Consider the following 16,985-nt stretch of genomic DNA (forward strand, 5'->3'; position numbering starts at 1 on the left):
CCCACGCCGTCGCCCCGCCCTCCCTCGTCCCGCAGGTTACTCATGCGGCGACCTCGTCCAGGGCGGTACCGGCGAGTGAGCGCAGCCGGGCGAGGGCTCGCGACTGGGTCACCCGGACGGCAGCGGCCGACATTCCCACGATGACGCCCACCTCGTCGGCGGTCAGCCCGACCGCCACCCGCAGCAGGACGATCTCCCGCTGCACCTCGCTCAGCCGGGCCAGCAGCGCGGAGAGCCGGCGTGCGAGATCGGTCGCGACGGCCCGCTGCTCAGGGCCGGGATCGGCGTCCGGACCGTCGGGCAGTGCGGCCGGTGCCGTGACGGTGGAGTCCCGGATCGCGGCCCGCTGCGCGTCGGCGACCTTGTGTGCGGCTATGCCGTACAGGAACGCGGAGAACGGGCGGCCCTCGTCGCGGTAGCGGGGCAGCGCGTGCAGCACCGCGAGACACACCTCCTGGGCCACGTCGTCGGCGGTGGCGTACGCGCCGCCGATCCGGCCCAGCCGAGCCCGACAGTATCGGACCAGACCGGGGCGGACCTCGGCGAGCAGCGTCGCCGTTGCCTCGGGGTCGCGACGGACGGCCCGAGCGACGAGATCTGTCTCGGGTGCTGCGGTCATCTATGGGGCTGCACCTTCGTTACCGGTGGGTTAACCGCACCGTATCCGCACCGCGGCATTCGCACCACCGGCGGGGTGCGGACCGACAAGGCACGGAACACAAAGTAGTCGAAGAATTACCCGCTAACGCTGTTACGCCGGACGGTGCTGGCGCGATGTCCACCACAGACGGCGGTGGCGACACGTCCACCGGGGTGCGGGCGGCGGGAGCACGGATGGGCGTCGAGGTGCGCGTCGAAGGGCTGACCAAGTCCTTCGGCGGTCAGCCGGTCTGGTCGGACGTGAGTCTGACCCTGCCGGCGGGCGAGATCTCGGTGCTGCTCGGTCCCTCCGGCACCGGCAAGTCGGTGTTCCTCAAGACGCTGGTCGGACTGCTGAAGCCCGACCGGGGCGCGATCTGGATCGAGGAGCAGAATCTCCCCCGGCTCTCCGAGCGTGCCCTGTACCAGGTCCGCAAGCTCTTCGGCGTGCTGTTCCAGGACGGCGCGCTGTTCGGGTCGATGACGATCTACGACAACGTCGCCTTTCCGCTGCGTGAGCACACCCGGAAGTCCGAGTCGGAGATCAGGGCCGTGGTGCACGAGAAGCTGGAGATGGTCGGGCTGCTCGGCGCGGAGCGGAAACTGCCGGGCCAGATCTCCGGCGGCATGCGGAAACGGGCCGGTCTGGCCCGGGCCCTGGTGCTGGATCCCCGGATCATCCTGTTCGACGAGCCCGACTCCGGGCTGGACCCGGTCCGCACCGCCTACCTCAACCAGCTCATCATCGACCTCAACCAGCAGACCGGGGCGACGTTCCTGATCGTCACGCACGACATCAACACCGCGCGTACGGTGCCGGACAACATCGGGCTGATCTACCACGGCCACCTGGCCATGTTCGGTCCCCGCGAGATGCTGCTCTCCAGCACCGAGCCGGTGGTCCGGCAGTTCCTGGGCGCACAGCGGATCGGTCCGATCGGGATGGCCGAGGAGAAGGACTCCGACGAGTTGCGGGCCGAGGCCGAGGCCGGGGTGGAGCTTCCGCCGCTGCCCGCCATCCCGCTCCAGCTCCGCCCCTCCGACGGTCGGCCGCGCCGGGCGGAGCAGCCACCGGGGCAGTGGTGCGCGGAGCACGGCATCGTGCCGCCGGCCGGATCGTTCCGGAACGCGGACGGCAGCGCCTGGCAACCCGACGCCCGGCAACCCGACGAGGTGCTCCGATGAGTAGTGGGCCGAAGGCGGTCGAGCCGACCACTGCCGGACCGGCGCCGGCCGAGCCGACGGTGACCGGACCGACGGTGACCGGACCGACGGTGACCGGTGCGACGGCGGCTGGCCGGTTCGCCGCCGGGCTGCGCGGACCCGGGCACTTCTTCGCGTTCTGCCTGGACGCGCTGCGCAGCGTGTTCCGGCGCCCCTTCCAGGTCCGGGAGTTCGTGCAGCAGGCCTGGTTCATCAGTTCGGTGTCGATCCTGCCGGCCGCGCTGGTCGCGATCCCGTTCGGCGCGGTGATCGCGCTGCAACTCGGCTCCCTGGTACGTCAGCTCGGCGCCCAGTCGTTCACCGGCGCCGCCTCCGTCCTCGCCGTGGTACGCGAGGCCAGCCCGATCGTGACCGCGCTGATCATCGCCGGTGCCGGTGGTTCGGCGATCTGCGCCGACCTGGGCGCCCGGAAGATCCGCGAGGAGCTGGACGCGATGGAGGTGCTCGGAATCGATCCGATCCACCGCCTGGTGGTACCCCGGATCATCGCCTCGATGCTGGTCGCCGTACTGCTCAACGGCCTGGTCAGCGTCGTCGGTGTCGCCGGCGGCTACTTCTTCAACGTGGTCCTCCAGGGCGGTACCCCGGGCGCCTACCTGGCCAGTTTCCAGGCCCTGGGCCAGTTGCCGGACCTGATCGTCGGCGAGGTGAAGGCACTGCTGTTCGGTGCGGTCGCCGCGCTGGTGGCGTCGTACCACGGGATGACGGCGAAGGGCGGGCCGAAGGGGGTCGGCGACGCGGTCAACCAGAGCGTGGTGCTCACGTTCATGCTGCTCTTCGCGCTGAACTTCGTTCTCACCGCGGTCTACTTCCAACTCGTACCGCAGCGGGGGATGTGAGATGCCGATGCTGCGTACCCTGGACGACCTCGGCGGGCAACTCGCCTTCTACCTGCGCGCGTTCGCCTGGGCGCCGCGCACCCTGCGCCGCTACAAGCGCGAGGTGGTACGCCTGCTCGCCGAGATCAGCTTCGGTCGGGGCGCGCTGGCGGTGACCGGCGGCACCGTCGGGGTGATCTGCTTCCTGACCTTCTTCACCGGCACCGAGGTCGGCCTACAGGGCTACCAGGCCCTGAACCAGCTCGGCAGCAGCGCCTTCACGGGCTTCGTCTCGGCGTACTTCAACACCCGGGAGATCGCGCCGCTGGTCGCCGCGCTCGCCCTGTCGGCGACGGTGGGATGCGGATTCACCGCCCAACTCGGCGCGATGCGGATCTCCGAGGAGGTCGACGCCCTGGAGGTGATGGGCGTGCCCTCGCTGCCGTTCCTGGTCACCACCCGCATGATCGCCGGCTTCGTCGCGGTCATCCCGCTGTACGTGCTCGGCCTGCTCTCCAGCTACCTCGCCACCCGGACCATCGCGGTCTTCTACTTCGGACAGTCGGCGGGCACCTACGACTACTACTTCCACCTCTTCCTGCCCCCGGTGGACGTGCTCTGGTCGTTCGGCAAGGTGCTGGTGTTCAGCGTGATCGTCGTCCTCGTGCACTGCTACTACGGCTACACCGCCAGCGGTGGACCGGCCGGGGTCGGGATCGCCGTCGGCCGCGCCGTACGGCTGGCGATCGTCTCGGTCAACATCGTCGACTTCTTCCTGTCGCTGGCCATCTGGGGCGCGACCACGACCGTCCGGATCGCGGGGTGAACGGGTGAGCATGGAGCATCGGGGATCGGTCGCCGGCCGGCGGATACTCGGCATCGTATTCGTGGTGGTACTCGTCGCGGCGCTGTCGCTGGCCGTCCTCCAGTACCGCAAGGTGTTCACCCCGGTCGCCTGGGTGACCCTCTACACGGCGCAGACCGGGATGCAGCTCAGCCCCGGCGCGGAGGTGAAACTGCGCGGTGTTCCGGTCGGCGAGGTACGCGAGATCGCCAGCGACGGCGCTCAGGCCCGGCTCCGGCTCGCGCTCGACCCGGCGCTGATCGGGCGGATCCCGGCCGACGTCACCGCCCGACTGCTGCCGAAGACCCTCTTCGGCGAGCGGTACGTCGCACTCGTCGCCGCGCCCGACTCCACCGCCGGTCCGATCCGGGCCGGCGCGGTGATCAGCCAGGACCGCAGCCGCAACGGTGTCGAGCTGGAACGGGTGCTCGACGCGGCACTGCCGCTGTTGCAGTCGATCCGGCCGGACAAGCTGGCCAGCACCCTGGCCGCGCTGGCCACCGCGCTGGACGGGCGGGGCGAGCAGTTCGGGAAGAACCTGGAGGCGCTGGACGGCTACCTCAAGGAACTGAACCGCGAACTGCCGACGATCACCGAGGACGTACGCCGGCTCGCCGCCGTCCTGGACGCGTACGACGCGGCACTGCCCGACCTGCTGGACATCCTCCGGGACGTGACACCCACGGCGACCACGATCGCCGACCAGCGGACCCAGCTCGCCGCGTTCCTCGCCGACACGACCGAGGCCGCCGACGTGACCCGGATCTTCCTCGACCGGCACGACGACCAACTCATCCGGTTCGGCGAGGTGACCCGTCCGGTGCTGGAACTGCTCGCCACCTACGCCCCGGAGTATCCGTGCCTGATGCGCGGGCTGGTGGCGCTGCAACCCCGGGTCGAGGAGGTGTTCCGGAACGGGCGGATGCACATCACCCTGGAGGTGACCCGGGACAACGGGGCGTACCAGCCCGGCCGGGACGACCCGGTCTACGGCGCGCGGACCGGCCCGCAGTGCCGGGAACTGCCCAATCCGTCGCCGCCGGCCCCGGAGGTCCAGGTCACCGACGGCTACGACCACGGTGGCTCCCGACCCGGTCCGGTCAAGCTGCCGGTCGGAATCCCGCCGGCCGCCGCGTCCGGTTCCGCCACCGGCTCCGCGCCCGCGATGGGATACGCCGGCACGGCCGAGGAACAGGATCTGATCAAACCGATCATCGGCGCCGCCACCAACAGCCTGCCGGTGGAGGTCCCCGACATCGCGGTACTGCTCTGGGGCCCGCTGCTACGTGGAGCGGTGGTGAACCTGCCGTGACGGGGCGAGGCGAAGGAGGCGTCATGACGAGGCACGGTCTCAGCCGGGTTCCGGTCGCGTCGTTGGTCAAGCTCGTCGCGTTCGCCGTGGTGACGCTGCTGCTCACCGCGCTGCTCGGCCAGGCCCTCGGCTCGGTCTCGTTCGGCGGCACCAGCTACCGGGCCAGGTTCACCGACGTCACCGGCCTGCTGCCGGGCGACGACGTCCGGATCGCGGGAGTACGGGTCGGCCGGGTCGACGAGATCCGGGTGGTCGAGAACAGCGTGGCGGAGGTCTCGCTGACGATCACCGAGGAGGTGCCGCTGGCCACGACCGTCCTCGCGAAGATCCGCTACCGCAACCTGGTCGGCCAGCGTTACGTCGCGCTCGCCGAGGGACCCGGCACCGGCCCGCCGCTCCGCCCGGACGGGCTGATCCCGCTCACCCAGACCACCCCGGCGCTCGACCTGACCACCCTCTTCAACGGATTCCGGCCACTGTTCACCGCGTTGACCCCGGACGACGTCAACAAGCTGGCGTACGAGATCATCCAGGTGCTCCAGGGCGAGGGCGGTACGGTCTCCAGCCTGCTGGCGCACACCGCCTCGCTGACCAACACCCTCGCCGACCGGGACGCGGTGATCGGCCGGGTGATCACCAACCTGAACTCGGTGCTGGCCACCCTGGCCGACCGCGACGACGAACTGGACCAGACGATCCGGTCGTTGCAGCAGTTCGTCTCCGGCCTTGCCGGCGACCGGGAGGCGATCGGCGAGGCGCTGGTCAACCTGGGCAAGCTCACCGGCACCACGGCGGGGCTGCTGGCCGACTCCCGGCCGGCGATCGCCGCCGACGTGACCGCCCTCGGCGAACTGGCCGGCACCCTGAACCGCAACTCGGCGGTGCTCGACGGAACGCTCGGCCGGCTGCCCGGCCGGTACGAGGCGCTGACCCGGACCGCCTCGCACGGTTCCTGGCTCAACTTCTTCATGTGCGACTTCGACGGCCGGATCGCGCTGGCCGGACACGGCGCGATCAACCCGGCCACGTTCAGCTCCACCGCGGCGCGGTGCGCCGGACCGGCAGGTGCCCGATGAAGCCGTTCCGGGAACGCAATCCCGTCGTCGTCGGCGCGGTCGGACTGGCCGTGCTGGCCGGGGTGCTGCTCGCCGCGTTCCGGCTCGACGACCTGGTCGCGCTCGGCGATCGGCCCTACCAGGCGGCGTTCCGGGACGCCAGTGGGTTGGCCGTCGGCAACGAGGTCCGGGTCGCCGGGGTACGGGTCGGCAAGGTGACCGAGGTGGACCTGGCCCGGGGCGACACCGGCCCGTACGTCCGGGTGCGGTTCCGGCTCGACGACGACGGCGTCCGGCTCGGGCAGGACACCGGGGCGACGATCCGGATCAAGACCGTGCTCGGGCAGAAGTACCTCGCACTGGCCCCGGCCGGATCGGGCCGGCTGCCCGAGGGCGCCGAGATCCCGTTGACGCGCACCGCCTCGCCGTTCGACGTGATGCAGGCGGTCACCGGGCTCGCCGGCACCTTCGACGACATCGACACCGAGCAGTTGGCGTCGGCGTTCACCGCGCTGTCGGAGACCTTCGCCGACACCCCGGCGAACGTACGGTCCTCGCTGGACGGGCTCTCCCGGCTGTCCCGGACGGTCGCCAGCCGGGACGCCGAACTGCGTCAGCTGCTGACCCGGGCCCGGGACGTCACCGACGTACTGGCCGCCCGGGACGAGGATTTCCGGCGGCTGGTCGCCGACGGGACCGCGCTGCTGGCCGAGGTGAGCCGGCGGCGTGACGCGATCCACGACCTGCTGGTCGGCACCCGGGACCTGGCGAGCCAGCTCTCCGGCCTGGTCGCCGACAACCGGAGCACGCTGGAGCCGACGCTGCGGCAGTTGCGCGGCGTGGTCGCGATCCTGCAACGCAACCGGGACAACCTGGAGAACACGTTGCAGCGGATGGGGCCGTTCCTCGACTCGTTCACCAACGTGCTCGGCAACGGGCGGTGGTTCGACTCGTACCTGCGCGGACTGCTCCAGCCGTACGTGCCGACGACGGAGAAACGCTGATGTCGCCGACGACGCGGGACGCGCTGATGTCGCCGACGACGGGAGGACGCTGATGCGCCGGCCGACCCTGCCCAGCTCGCCGAGGCGGCGGAGGGCGCTGCTCGCCGCCGTGGTGGCGCTGCTGGTCGTCGCGGCGGCGGCGGTCACCGTGCCGTACCCGGGTCCGCCGCAGCGGTACGTCGTCGCCCACTTCAGCCGGGCGGTCGGGGTGTACGTCGGCTCGGACGTACGGGTGCTCGGGGTCCGGATCGGCGAGGTCGTCGCGGTCGTACCGGAGGGACGGACGGTCCGGATCGAGCTGCGGTACGACGCGAAGCACGACATCCCGGCGGACGCGTCGGCGGTTATCGTCCCGCCGAGCCTGGTCAGCGACCGGTACGTGCAGCTCACCCCGGCCTACTCCGGAGGTGCCCGGTTGCCCGACGGGGCGGACCTGCCGGAGCAGCGGACGGCGGCACCGATGGAGATCGACGACATCTACCGCGCGCTGGACGACTTCAACCAGGCACTCGGCCCGACCGGCGCGAACGCCGAGGGTGCCCTCTCCGACCTGCTGAAGACCGGCCGGGCCAACCTGGCCGGCAACGGCGCGGAGCTGCACGACACCCTCGACGGGCTGTCCCGGGCGCTCGACACCCTCGCGCAGGGGCGGCAGGACCTCTTCGGCACGGTGGCGAACCTGCAACAGTTCACCACCGCGCTGGCCCGCAGCGACCAGCAGGTACGCGGCTTCAACCAGCAGCTCGCCGACGTCGCCGGTCAGCTCGCCGCCGAACGGGACGATCTCGCCGCCGCGCTGCGCAACCTCGCCGCCGCACTGGCCGACGTCACCGGCTTCATCCGGCAGAACCGTGACCTCCTGGAGTCCAACGTGGACGCTTTGGCCGACGTCACGGGCGTGCTGGCCCGGCAGCAGAAGGCGCTCATCAAGATCCTGGACGTGGCACCGCTGGCGCTGTCCAACCTGAACCTGGCCTACAACGCCCGGTCCGGCACCCTGGACACCCGGGACAACGTGCTGGGGCCGTACGATCCGGCCGCCTACATCTGCGCGGTGCTGGCGGACCTGCTGCCGGCGCCGAAGGTGCCCCGGCACTGTTTCGAGCTGGCCCAGACCCTGAACCTGAAGCGGCTCCCGCTGCCGGAGGACCTCCGCAAACTGCTCAACCTGCCGCCGTCGACCAAGCCCGGACCGGCAACCCCGAACCCGGCGACGGGCGGTGATCCGCCGACTCCCGCGCCCGCTCAGGGGACACCGGGGCCGGAGGTGTCGCTGGACCGCACCCTCGGCGGGATCCTGCGAGGTGTCAAATGAACACCACCAGGTTTCGGGGACGTAGATCCGCGCCGACCGCGCTGGTCGCGATGCTCACGGCGACGGCCGTTGCGGTCGGTGGCTGCGGCCTGCCGGAGCTGGCCGACCTGCCGCTGCCCGGCGGTGCGCCGTCCGGTCCGGCGTACCGGGTCACGGTGGAGTTCGCCGACGTGCTCGATCTGGTGCCACAGGCCGCCGTCAAGGTCAACGACGTGACCGTGGGCTCGGTCGAGAAGATCTCCCTCTCCGGTTGGACCGCCCGGGCCCGGCTACGGATCGACCGCGCGGTACAACTGCCCGGCAACGCCACCGCGGCGGTCCGGCAGACCAGCCTGCTCGGCGAGAAGTACGTCGCGGTCGCCGCCCCGGTCACCGAGTCCCCCACCGGACAGCTCACCGAGGGTGCCGTCATCCCGCTGTCCCGGACCAGACGGTCGGCCGAGGTCGAGGAGGTGCTGGCCGCGCTCGGGCTACTGCTCAACGGCGGCGGGCTGGCCCAACTCAAGACGATCAACGAGGAGCTGTCGCGGGCGCTGGAGGGCCGGGAGTCGACCGCCAAGGACGCGCTGCGCCAGTTGGACGCCTTCGTCGGCGGACTCGACCGGCAGAAGGCCGATCTGGTCCGGGCGGTGGACGCGCTCGACCGGCTGACCGGCCGGCTGTCCCGGCAACGTGCGGTGCTCGGCGACGCGCTGACGGCACTCGACCCCGGTCTCGGCGTACTGGCGCAGCAGCGGGAGCAGCTCAGCGACGCGCTGACCGCGCTCGGCGAGTTGGGCCGGGTCGGCAGCCGGGTCGTCATCGAGAGCCGCGAGGACACCGTCGCCAGCCTGCGGGCCCTGCAACCGATCCTGGACCAGTTGGTCCGGGCCGGCGACGCCCTGCCGAAGTCGCTGGACTTCATGCTGTCGTACCCGTTCCCGCCGAACGTGACCGGCGCGATCGTCGGGGACTTCATCAACATGTCGATGACCGCCGACCTGGACGCCGCGAGCATCCTCGCCAACCTGTTCTCGGCGAAGCCGGTCGCGAAGCCGCCGACGAGGTCCCCGTCCGGCGGCTCCGGCCCGGACCGGTCCAAGCCGTCGAGCGGCGGCCAGCGTCCCGGCGGGACCGATGACCGGCCGGACGGGATCGGGCCGCTGCTGCCCGGCGTACTGCCCGCGATCTGTCTACCGGTCGGCGGCCTGCTTCCGCTGGACTGGTTGCCGCCGCTGCTGCCGGAGTGCAAACTGCCGCCGGACTGCAAGCTGCTGCGGCCCGGATCCGTACTGCCGCTGGGCGGGCTGCTGCCGCCGGGCGGCGTGGTGCCGCCGGGAACCGTCTTCCCACCCGGCACCAGGCTGCCGCTGGGGACCATCCTGTCGGCCGGCTGCCTGCTGCCGCCGCCGGACGGGGCAACGAACGGGCGGACCGGCGGGCTGCTCGACGTACTCGGCGGAGGGCTGCTCGAATGATCGGACGTACGGCCCGAATCCAGCTCCTGGTGTTCCTCGTGGTCAGCCTGCTCGGGGTCGGCTACGTGGCGGTGCGTTACGTCGGGCTCGGCGACCGGCTGTTCGGCGCCGGTTACCTCGTACACGCCGACTTCGCCGAGGCCGGCGGCATCTTCCCGAACGCGTCGGTCAGCTATCGGGGCGTACCTGTCGGACGGGTCGAGAGGGTGACCCTGCGCACCGGCACGGTACGGGTGGACCTGCGCCTGGACGGGAAGATCCGGGTGCCGGCCGACCTGCGGGCGGTGGTGTCGCAGCGCTCCGCCGTCGGCGAACAGTACGTCGACCTCCGCCCCGAGCGCGATGACGGCCCCTACCTGCGGGACGGCTCGGTGATCCCGGCGGACCGGACCGGGATTCCGCTGGCTCCGGAGGCCCTGCTGACCAACCTCGACGCGTTGGTCCGGTCGATCGACCCGGACGACCTGGCGGTGGTGATCGACGAGTTGGGGGACGCGTTCGAGGGCAACGAGGAGGCACTGCGCCGGATTCTCGACGCCGGCGGCGCCCTGCTGGCCGAGGCGACCGCCCGGCTGCCCGAGACGGTGGCGCTGATCCGGGACGGGCGGACGGTGCTGCGTACCCAGGAGGAGTCCGCCGCCGCGTTGCGGCGCTGGGCAGACGGGCTGGCCCGGCTCGCCGCGACGGTCCGGGCGGCCGACCCCGATCTGCGCAGGATTCTCGCCGACGGGCCGCCCGCCGCCACCGAACTGGTCGGGCTGGTACGCGACCTGGATCCGTCGATCGGCACCCTGCTCGGCAATCTGATCTCGGTGAACGGGGTGGCCACCCGACGGTTGCCCGGGATCGAGCAACTGCTCGTGGTCTACCCGCTCGTGGTCGACGGCGGTTTCACCGTCGCCCCGGGGGACGGTACGGCGCATTTCGGCCTGGTGGTGAACATCGGTGATCCTCCGTCCTGTGTGTACACCGGAACGACCACCCGCTGCACCGGGGCGGAGACGGCTCGCGGCTCCAGCGTGCGGGGCAGCGGGAAGGCCCCCCGGCCCGGCGGCGGCGATCCGGCGCGCGGTCAGCAGCGGGTCGGGGCGGAGCAGCACCAGGAGTACGCCGGCGGCGAGCACGAAGGCGAGCACGCTGAACACGAACGGGCCGGCCAACAGGGGCAACCCGAGCCAGCGGAGCGCGTCGTCGGCCGGCGCGGCCAGGTTCGGCGCGGTCACCGCACCGATCGTGGTGGCCCAGACCACGATCGACAGCTGCCGGCCACGCCGGGCCGGCTCGGCCAGGTCGACGGCGGCGTACCGGGCCTGGAGGTTGGCGGCCGTGCCGCCGCCGAAGAGCAGCATGCCGACGAAGAGCAGCGGAACCCAGTCGGTCACCGCCGCCACGACGATCAGGGCCCCGCCCAGCGCGCCGGTCAGGTACGCCGTGACCAGCCCGGGTCGCCGGCCGCCGGTCCGCATGATCCGGGTCACCGGTACGGCGAGCAGCGCCCCGCCGACCACCGAGGCGCTCTGCGCGAGGCCGGAGATGGCGGTACCGCCGATCCGGGCGGCGAGCAGCACGCCGACCGACATCCCGATGGTCATGCCGATCCCGCCGATGACCTGGGTGAGGCTGAGCAGCCACAGCGTGCGCCGCTGGATCCGGGGGACGTCGGAACGGTCCGGCTCGGCCGCCCGCCCGACCGTTCCGGTCTTCAACTCCGTCGCCATCGGCCCGCTCCCCCGTTCAGGTCGGCCGCCACCCGGGTTCGGGCCACGGCTCACCGGGAGCGAAACACGGGAACATCCGGTTAACAACCCCGATTCGCCGACGGCGTACCCGGTGGTCGATGTGCTACAGGCCCAGTTCGCGGCCGATGATCTCCTTCATGATCTCGGTCGTCCCGCCGTAGATCGTCTGTACCCGGCCGTCCAGCCAGGCCTTCGCGACCGGGTACTCCAGCATGTAGCCGTACCCCCCATGCAGTTGTACGCAGCGGTCGGCGACCCGGTTCTGCAACTCGGTGGTCCACCACTTGACCTTCGCCGCGTCCACCGCCGACAACCGCCCGGCGTCGAGCTCGGCGACGCAGTGGTTCAGGAAGGTACGGGCAATGGTGATCTCGGTGTCCAGCTCGGCGAGCAGGAACCGGTTGTGCTGGAACGCCCCGATCGGCTGGCCGAACGCCTGCCGCGAGCGGGCGTACTCGACGGTGACCGCGAGCAGCCGTTCGGCGGCGGCGACCGCCGCGACCGCGATACCGAGCCGCTCCCGGGGAAGGTTGCCCATCAGGTGGTAGAAGCCCTCGTTCTCGGTCCCGAGCAGATTCTCCGCCGGCACCCGGCAGTCGTCGAAGAACAGCTCGGCGGTGTCGTTGGCCTTCAGCCCGACCTTGGCCAGCCGGCGTCCCCGGGTGAAGCCGGGCGTGCCCCGCTCCACCACGATCAGGCTGACCCCGTGCGCCCCCCGGTCGGCGGCCGTCTTCACCACGACCACCACCAGATCGGCCAGCTCACCGTTGGTGATGAACGTCTTCTGTCCGTTGAGGACGTACCCGTCCCCGTCCCGGACCGCCGTGGTCCGGATCCCGGCCAGGTCGGAACCCGCACCCGGCTCGCTCATCGCGATCGCGGTGACCAGGTCACCGGAGCAGAACCCGGGCAGCCAGCGCCGACGCTGCTCCTCGGTCCCCAGTTCCGTCAGGTACGGCGCCACCACGTCGTTGTGCAGCCCGAACCCGAGGCCGGAGCAGCCAGCGGCGACAACCTCCTCCACCAGTACCGCGTTGAACCGGAAGTCCCGTTGACCGCCTCCGCCGTACTCCTCGGGAACGTCCATGCCCAGCAGCCCGGCGGCACCGGCCCGGCGCCAGACCTCCCGGTCGACGATCCCGTCGGCCTCCCAGCGGTCGTGGTACGGCACCGCCTCGCGGGCCAGGAACGCCCGGCACAGTGCCCGGAACTCGTCGTGTACCGGCTCGTAGAGGTGCTGCTGCATGCCGGCCAGTCTGCCCGGGGGTGCCGGCCAACCCAACCCCCGTCACCTCCCGGGTGCTGCACTAGGGTTCGGGGATGGCGGGTACACCCCGGGAGGCGGAAGCGCGCGTCGGTCCGATCGGCGCCCTACTCAGCCGACTGATGTTCCTGGCCATCTGCCTGCCCGGACCGGTCCTGCTCGTCGTCGCGGTGACAGTGGACCCACGGCAGTCGCCCACGGACTTCTGGGGCCTGCTCGCCGGTGGCGTACTGGCGACACTCATCGGGGTCGGCTTCGGCGTCTTCGGCCAGCGCCTGGTCACCCGCTCGCGTCGCGACGCGCGTCAGCTCGCTGCCGCCGGTGTCGCCGCGACGGCGGAGATTCTCGCCGTGGCCAACCACCTGGGCGGCGAGGAGCCCGGGCTGGAACTCCGGCTGCGGATCAGCGGGCCCGGGTTCGCCACCTTCGAGGCGGAGACGATCCGCGCCGACGACCCGGCCCTCGTGCCCGGCGCGTTGCTGGCCGTCGTGGTGGACCCGGTGGATCGTCTCTTCTCGATCGTATAGCTACCGACACTCCACTCCCGGTTGGCGACGCCGGACCGGCCAGCGGCATGGCGGTTCCCTCGGGGTAGGCGGCAGGTCATGGTAAGCCGAGCGCGCCGGCCACCACCTTGAGGTCGGCGACCAGGCCGGCGTACGCGGCGTCGTGGTCGTCGGCCCGGAGCACCGCCGACGGATGGATGGTGGCGACGAGTTGGGTCGGCGCGACGGACTTCCGCTGCCCGGTCGGCCCGACCGGCACCTTCGCGAAGTCCTGCGGTCGCTGGGCCGACTCGGGCCAGGGCAGCAGAACGCCCCGGGACTGGGTGACCCGGAACGACGGGCCGAGCAGCGCCTTGGCGGCGGTCGCGCCGAGCACCACCACGACCTCGGGGTCCAGTTGGGCGAACTCGGCGACCAGCCAGGGCCGGCAGGCGACGATGTGCACCCGGTCGGGGGTCTTGTGCAGCCGGCGCTTGCCCCGCATCTCGAACCGGAAGTGCTTTACGGCGTTCGTGATGTAGAGGTGCTTCGGATCGATGCCGGCCTCGTCCACGGCCCGGCGCAACAGGTGCCCGGCCGGGCCGACGAAGGGCAGCCCCTGGACGTCCTCCACGTCGCCGGGCTGCTCGCCGACGAAGACCACCCGGGCGCGCTCGTCACCCCGGCCGAAGACCGTCTGGGTGGCGTCCCGGTACAGCTCACAGCCACGGCAGCCGCCGGCCGCGTCGCGCAGTGCGGCCAGGCTGTCGGTGCCGGGTGGAATGAACTCCTGCGCTCCGGGCGCGCTCTCCGTTTCAGGCATAGCGCATGTTCTACCCGTACCCCGGACGTCACGCACTGAGGCTGGTCGGCGTGGCGGAGATGGCGGCCCTGGCCACCGCGTCGGCCAGGGGTTCGATGTCCCGCTCGGCGAGCGGACTGACCGTGATCCGGATACCCGGTCCGCTGTTCAACCGGAAGAGCGCGCCGGGCGCCACCACGTACCCCGCGTCGCGCAGCACGGCTACCGCCCGGGTCTCGTCCGGAACCGTCAGCCAGACGTTGATGCCGGTCCGGCCGTGCCCGGTCAGTCCCCGCTCGGCGAGCGCGCCCCGGAGCGCGGCCACCCGGTCGGCGTAGCTCCGCCGGGCCAGGGCGATCTGTTCGGCGACCGCCGGATCCCGCCAGAGGGAGAGGGTGAGCCGTTGCAGCACTGTGGAGACCCAACCGGATCCTCCACGCAGCCGTCCGGCGACCCGGGCGACCGTGGCCTCGTCACCGGTGAGCACGGCGACCCGCAGGTCCGGCCCGTACGGCTTGCTCGCCGAGCGGACGAAGGCCCAGGTCGTGGTCGCCCCGGCCAGGCAGTGCAGGGGTTCCACGGAGATCTCGGCGGCGTGGTCGTCCTCGACGAGCAGCAGGTCGGGATGTCTGCTCAGCACCTCGCGCAGCGCCGCCGCCCGTTGCGCGGTGACCGCCGCACCGGTCGGGTTGTGTGCCCGGCTGGTCACGAGCACGGCCCGGGCACCGGCGGCCAGCGCGGCGCGCAGCCCGGCGGGGGTCGGCCCGGCGTCGTCCACCGACATCGGCACCACCCGCAGCCCGAGGCTGGCGACCAGGTCGATGGTGTTGGCCCAGCCCGGGTCCTCGACGGCGACGGCGTCGCCGGGACGGAGGTTGGTGACGAGCAGCCGCTCGATGGCGTCGGAGGCCCCTCCGGTCACCGTCACCGCCCCCGCCGGTACGCCGTCGGCGGACAGTCGCTCCCGCGCCGCGTCGACCAGTTCGGGCAGTACCCGGCCGCCGCTGTAGTTGACCGGAGGTCCCACGACGGACGCCAGGGCGGCCAGGTGGGGTCCGAGCGGTGGCAGCAGCCGGGAGTCGGGTTGGCCGACGGAGAGGTCGAGCGCGCCGGGTGGCGTCGGCAGCCGCAGTTCGGCGCGACCGGCGGTGACCGGCGGCTTGGGCCGGACCCGGGTGCCGTTTCGACCGGCGGTCTCCACCACGCCGCGCTGGCGCAGCCCCTGGTACGCCTTGGCGACCGTTCCGGGTGCGACGGAGAGCTGGTCGGCGAGGGCCCGTACGGCGGGCAGCGCCGCCCCGGCCGGCAACTCTCCCAACCGGACACCGGTCTCGATACTCGCCAGAATCTCGGCTGCCGTCGTCCCGCTGATCTGATAATGTGCTGTCACAGTTCAAGGATTGTACTATAACAAAGAGGCGGACGCGAGATGTACGAGCAGACGCACCGGACCACCGCCACCCGCGACCGGGGTCGGACCGACTACCGCCGGAGCAGCGCAGACGAGCTCCTCGACGAGGCGTACCACTGCCATCTCGGGTTCACCGTCGACGGCGAGCCCCGGCTGCTACCCACCCTGCACGTGCGGATCGGCGAGACGCTCTACCTGCACGGCTCCACCGGCAGCCGGCCGCTGCTGGCCGCCCGGGGCGACGCCGGACTGCCGGTCTGCGTCGCGGTCACCCACCTCGACGGCCTGGTCTACGCCCGCTCCCAGTTCCACCACAGCGCCAACTTCCGCTCGGTGGTGGTGCACGGCACCGCCCACCTGGTCACCGCCGAGGCGGAGAAGGCCGCCGTGCTGACCGCGCTGGTGGAGAAGGTCGGCCGGGGGCGGTCCGGCGCCAGTCGGCCACCCAACCGCCGGGAACTCGCCGAAACCGCCGTACTGGCACTGCCGCTGCGCGAGGTCTCGGTCCGGACCCGCACCGGCGGCGTACGCGAGGATCCAGAGGACCTCGCCCTGCCGCACTGGGCCGGCGTACTGCCGCTGCGGATGGCCACCGGCCGACCTGAGCCGGACACCGGGGTCACCGCGCCACTGCCCGACCACCTGCGTCCGGAGCTGTCCCCCTGGCACACCCCCGCACCGATGGCCGGCGCCCACGTCCGGCTCGAACCCCTCGCCGAATCGCACGTCCCCGGACTGTGGGCGGCAACCCGTGACCCCGAGGTCTGGCAACACCTGAGCGTCACGCCGCCGACCAGCCCGGGCGAACTCGCCGACGTGGTCCGAGCCGCGCTCGACGCCGCCTGGCGGGGCGGGCGGGTGCCCTGGGTGCAACTCGACGCCGGCACCGGAGAGGTGATCGGCACCACCTCCTACTACGAGGTCAACCCCCAGCACCGCACGGTCGCGATCGGACACACCTTCCTGGGGCGCCGCTGGTGGCGTACCGGAGTCAACACCGAGGCGAAGCTGCTGCTGCTGACCCGGGCCTTCGAGGAGCTGGGCGCGCAGCGGGTGGTCTGGCACACCGACATCCGCAACGAGCGTTCGCAGCGGGCCATCGAGCGGCTCGGCGCCCGGCGTGAAGCGGTGCTCCGCCGCCACCGGCAGCGTCCGGACGGCTCGTGGCGGGACACCGTGCAGTACGCCATGATCGCCGACGAGTGGCCGGAAGCACAGCTTCAGCTGCGGAAATCGCTTCGTTCGGCGGTCCCGGCCGGGCGATGATTCCGAGCGTGCTGGGGATCACCGACATCTGGACGTACCTGCTGGGCACCGTGGCCATCATCCTGCTGCCCGGACCCAACTCGCTCTTCGTGCTCAGCACGGCCGCCAAGACCGGGGTACGGACGGGTTACCGCGCCGCCGCCGGGGTGTTCGTCGGCGACGCCGTGCTGATGGCGCTCTCCGCCGCCGGGGTGGCGTCGCTGCTCACGGCGCACCCACCGATCTTCATGGTGATCAAGTACGCCGGTGCGGCGTACCTCGGTTATCTCGGACTGAGCATGCTGCGAGGGGCCTGGCGCCGCTGGCGTACCCGCAACGACCCGGCGGCGCCAGGCGCCTCGCAGCATGCT

General features: G+C 71.9%; 15 protein-coding genes and 2 pseudogenes. 12 read left to right on the plus strand and 5 right to left on the minus strand.

What is annotated here, in order from left to right:
* Nucleotides 1-40: 40 nt before the first annotated feature.
* Nucleotides 41-619 carry an RNA polymerase sigma factor ShbA gene (gene shbA, locus I0C86_RS00590; protein WP_196199166.1) on the minus strand — a complete coding sequence of 193 codons (579 nt, stop codon included), beginning with the start codon at nucleotides 617-619 and terminating at the stop codon, nucleotides 41-43.
* 155 nt (nucleotides 620-774) lie between these two features.
* Here shbA and I0C86_RS00595 point away from each other — a divergent pair, with 155 nt between their 5' ends.
* The 9 genes and pseudogenes from I0C86_RS00595 to I0C86_RS42760 form a co-directional block, all read left to right on the plus strand.
* Nucleotides 775-1,824, plus strand: a complete 1,050-nt coding sequence (locus I0C86_RS00595; protein ID WP_323373392.1) for an ABC transporter ATP-binding protein — start codon at nucleotides 775-777, stop codon at nucleotides 1,822-1,824.
* Nucleotides 1,821-2,702, plus strand: a complete 882-nt coding sequence (locus I0C86_RS00600; protein ID WP_230393299.1) for an MlaE family ABC transporter permease — start codon at nucleotides 1,821-1,823, stop codon at nucleotides 2,700-2,702. The genes I0C86_RS00595 and I0C86_RS00600 overlap by 4 nt, the downstream gene beginning before the upstream one ends.
* A gap of 1 nt (nucleotide 2,703) precedes the next feature.
* Nucleotides 2,704-3,507, plus strand: a complete 804-nt coding sequence (locus tag I0C86_RS00605) for an MlaE family ABC transporter permease (RefSeq protein WP_196199167.1) — start codon at nucleotides 2,704-2,706, stop codon at nucleotides 3,505-3,507.
* A gap of 10 nt (nucleotides 3,508-3,517) precedes the next feature.
* Nucleotides 3,518-4,837 (plus strand): MCE family protein, encoded by a 1,320-nt coding sequence (locus I0C86_RS00610; RefSeq protein WP_196199180.1) that lies wholly within the window; start codon nucleotides 3,518-3,520, stop codon nucleotides 4,835-4,837.
* A 23-nt stretch (nucleotides 4,838-4,860) separates the two neighbouring features.
* Nucleotides 4,861-5,913, plus strand: a complete 1,053-nt coding sequence (locus tag I0C86_RS00615) for an MCE family protein (RefSeq protein ID WP_196199168.1) — start codon at nucleotides 4,861-4,863, stop codon at nucleotides 5,911-5,913.
* Nucleotides 5,910-6,896, plus strand: coding sequence for an MCE family protein (locus I0C86_RS00620; RefSeq protein ID WP_196199169.1), 987 nt, complete (start codon nucleotides 5,910-5,912; stop codon nucleotides 6,894-6,896). The genes I0C86_RS00615 and I0C86_RS00620 overlap by 4 nt, the downstream gene beginning before the upstream one ends.
* A 52-nt stretch (nucleotides 6,897-6,948) precedes the next feature.
* A complete protein-coding gene (locus I0C86_RS00625) occupies nucleotides 6,949-8,211 on the plus strand; it encodes an MCE family protein (protein ID WP_196199170.1) in 1,263 nt (420 codons plus the stop codon).
* On the plus strand, nucleotides 8,208-9,668 hold the full coding sequence (locus tag I0C86_RS00630; protein WP_230393300.1) for an MCE family protein: 1,461 nt from the start codon (nucleotides 8,208-8,210) through the stop codon (nucleotides 9,666-9,668). The genes I0C86_RS00625 and I0C86_RS00630 overlap by 4 nt, the downstream gene beginning before the upstream one ends.
* Nucleotides 9,665-10,528, plus strand: a pseudogene (locus I0C86_RS42760) (MCE family protein); the annotation flags it as partial. The gene I0C86_RS00630 and the pseudogene I0C86_RS42760, both read left to right, overlap by 4 nt.
* Nucleotides 10,529-10,633: 105 nt before the next feature.
* On the opposite strand, the pseudogene I0C86_RS42765 reads toward I0C86_RS42760, so the two are convergent.
* Both I0C86_RS42765 and I0C86_RS00640 read right to left on the minus strand, forming a co-directional pair.
* Nucleotides 10,634-11,386, minus strand: a pseudogene (locus tag I0C86_RS42765) (MFS transporter); the annotation flags it as partial.
* A gap of 124 nt (nucleotides 11,387-11,510) precedes the next feature.
* Nucleotides 11,511-12,653: an acyl-CoA dehydrogenase family protein gene (locus tag I0C86_RS00640; protein ID WP_196199172.1), complete on the minus strand. Its 1,143-nt coding sequence runs from the start codon at nucleotides 12,651-12,653 to the stop codon at nucleotides 11,511-11,513.
* A gap of 74 nt (nucleotides 12,654-12,727) precedes the next feature.
* Here I0C86_RS00640 and I0C86_RS00645 point away from each other — a divergent pair, with 74 nt between their 5' ends.
* Nucleotides 12,728-13,198, plus strand: coding sequence for a hypothetical protein (locus I0C86_RS00645; protein ID WP_196199173.1), 471 nt, complete (start codon nucleotides 12,728-12,730; stop codon nucleotides 13,196-13,198).
* Nucleotides 13,199-13,274: 76 nt separating this feature from the next.
* Here the strand turns inward: I0C86_RS00645 and I0C86_RS00650 are convergent, their stop codons facing one another.
* Both I0C86_RS00650 and I0C86_RS00655 read right to left on the minus strand, forming a co-directional pair.
* Nucleotides 13,275-13,979 carry a UdgX family uracil-DNA binding protein gene (locus I0C86_RS00650; RefSeq protein ID WP_196199174.1) on the minus strand — a complete coding sequence of 235 codons (705 nt, stop codon included), beginning with the start codon at nucleotides 13,977-13,979 and terminating at the stop codon, nucleotides 13,275-13,277.
* A gap of 28 nt (nucleotides 13,980-14,007) precedes the next feature.
* Nucleotides 14,008-15,348 carry an aminotransferase class I/II-fold pyridoxal phosphate-dependent enzyme gene (locus I0C86_RS00655; protein ID WP_196199175.1) on the minus strand — a complete coding sequence of 447 codons (1,341 nt, stop codon included), beginning with the start codon at nucleotides 15,346-15,348 and terminating at the stop codon, nucleotides 14,008-14,010.
* Nucleotides 15,349-15,387: 39 nt separating this feature from the next.
* Here I0C86_RS00655 and I0C86_RS00660 point away from each other — a divergent pair, with 39 nt between their 5' ends.
* Together I0C86_RS00660 and leuE are read left to right on the plus strand one after the other, a co-directional pair.
* Nucleotides 15,388-16,635, plus strand: a complete 1,248-nt coding sequence (locus I0C86_RS00660) for a bifunctional pyridoxamine 5'-phosphate oxidase family protein/GNAT family N-acetyltransferase (RefSeq protein ID WP_196199176.1) — start codon at nucleotides 15,388-15,390, stop codon at nucleotides 16,633-16,635.
* A partial coding sequence (leuE, locus tag I0C86_RS00665) for a leucine efflux protein LeuE (RefSeq protein WP_196199177.1) occupies nucleotides 16,632-16,985 on the plus strand: 354 nt, incomplete at its 3' end. The genes I0C86_RS00660 and leuE, both read left to right, overlap by 4 nt.

This window comes from Plantactinospora alkalitolerans (genome assembly GCF_015690345.1).
Lineage (GTDB): Bacteria > Actinomycetota > Actinomycetes > Mycobacteriales > Micromonosporaceae > Plantactinospora > Plantactinospora alkalitolerans.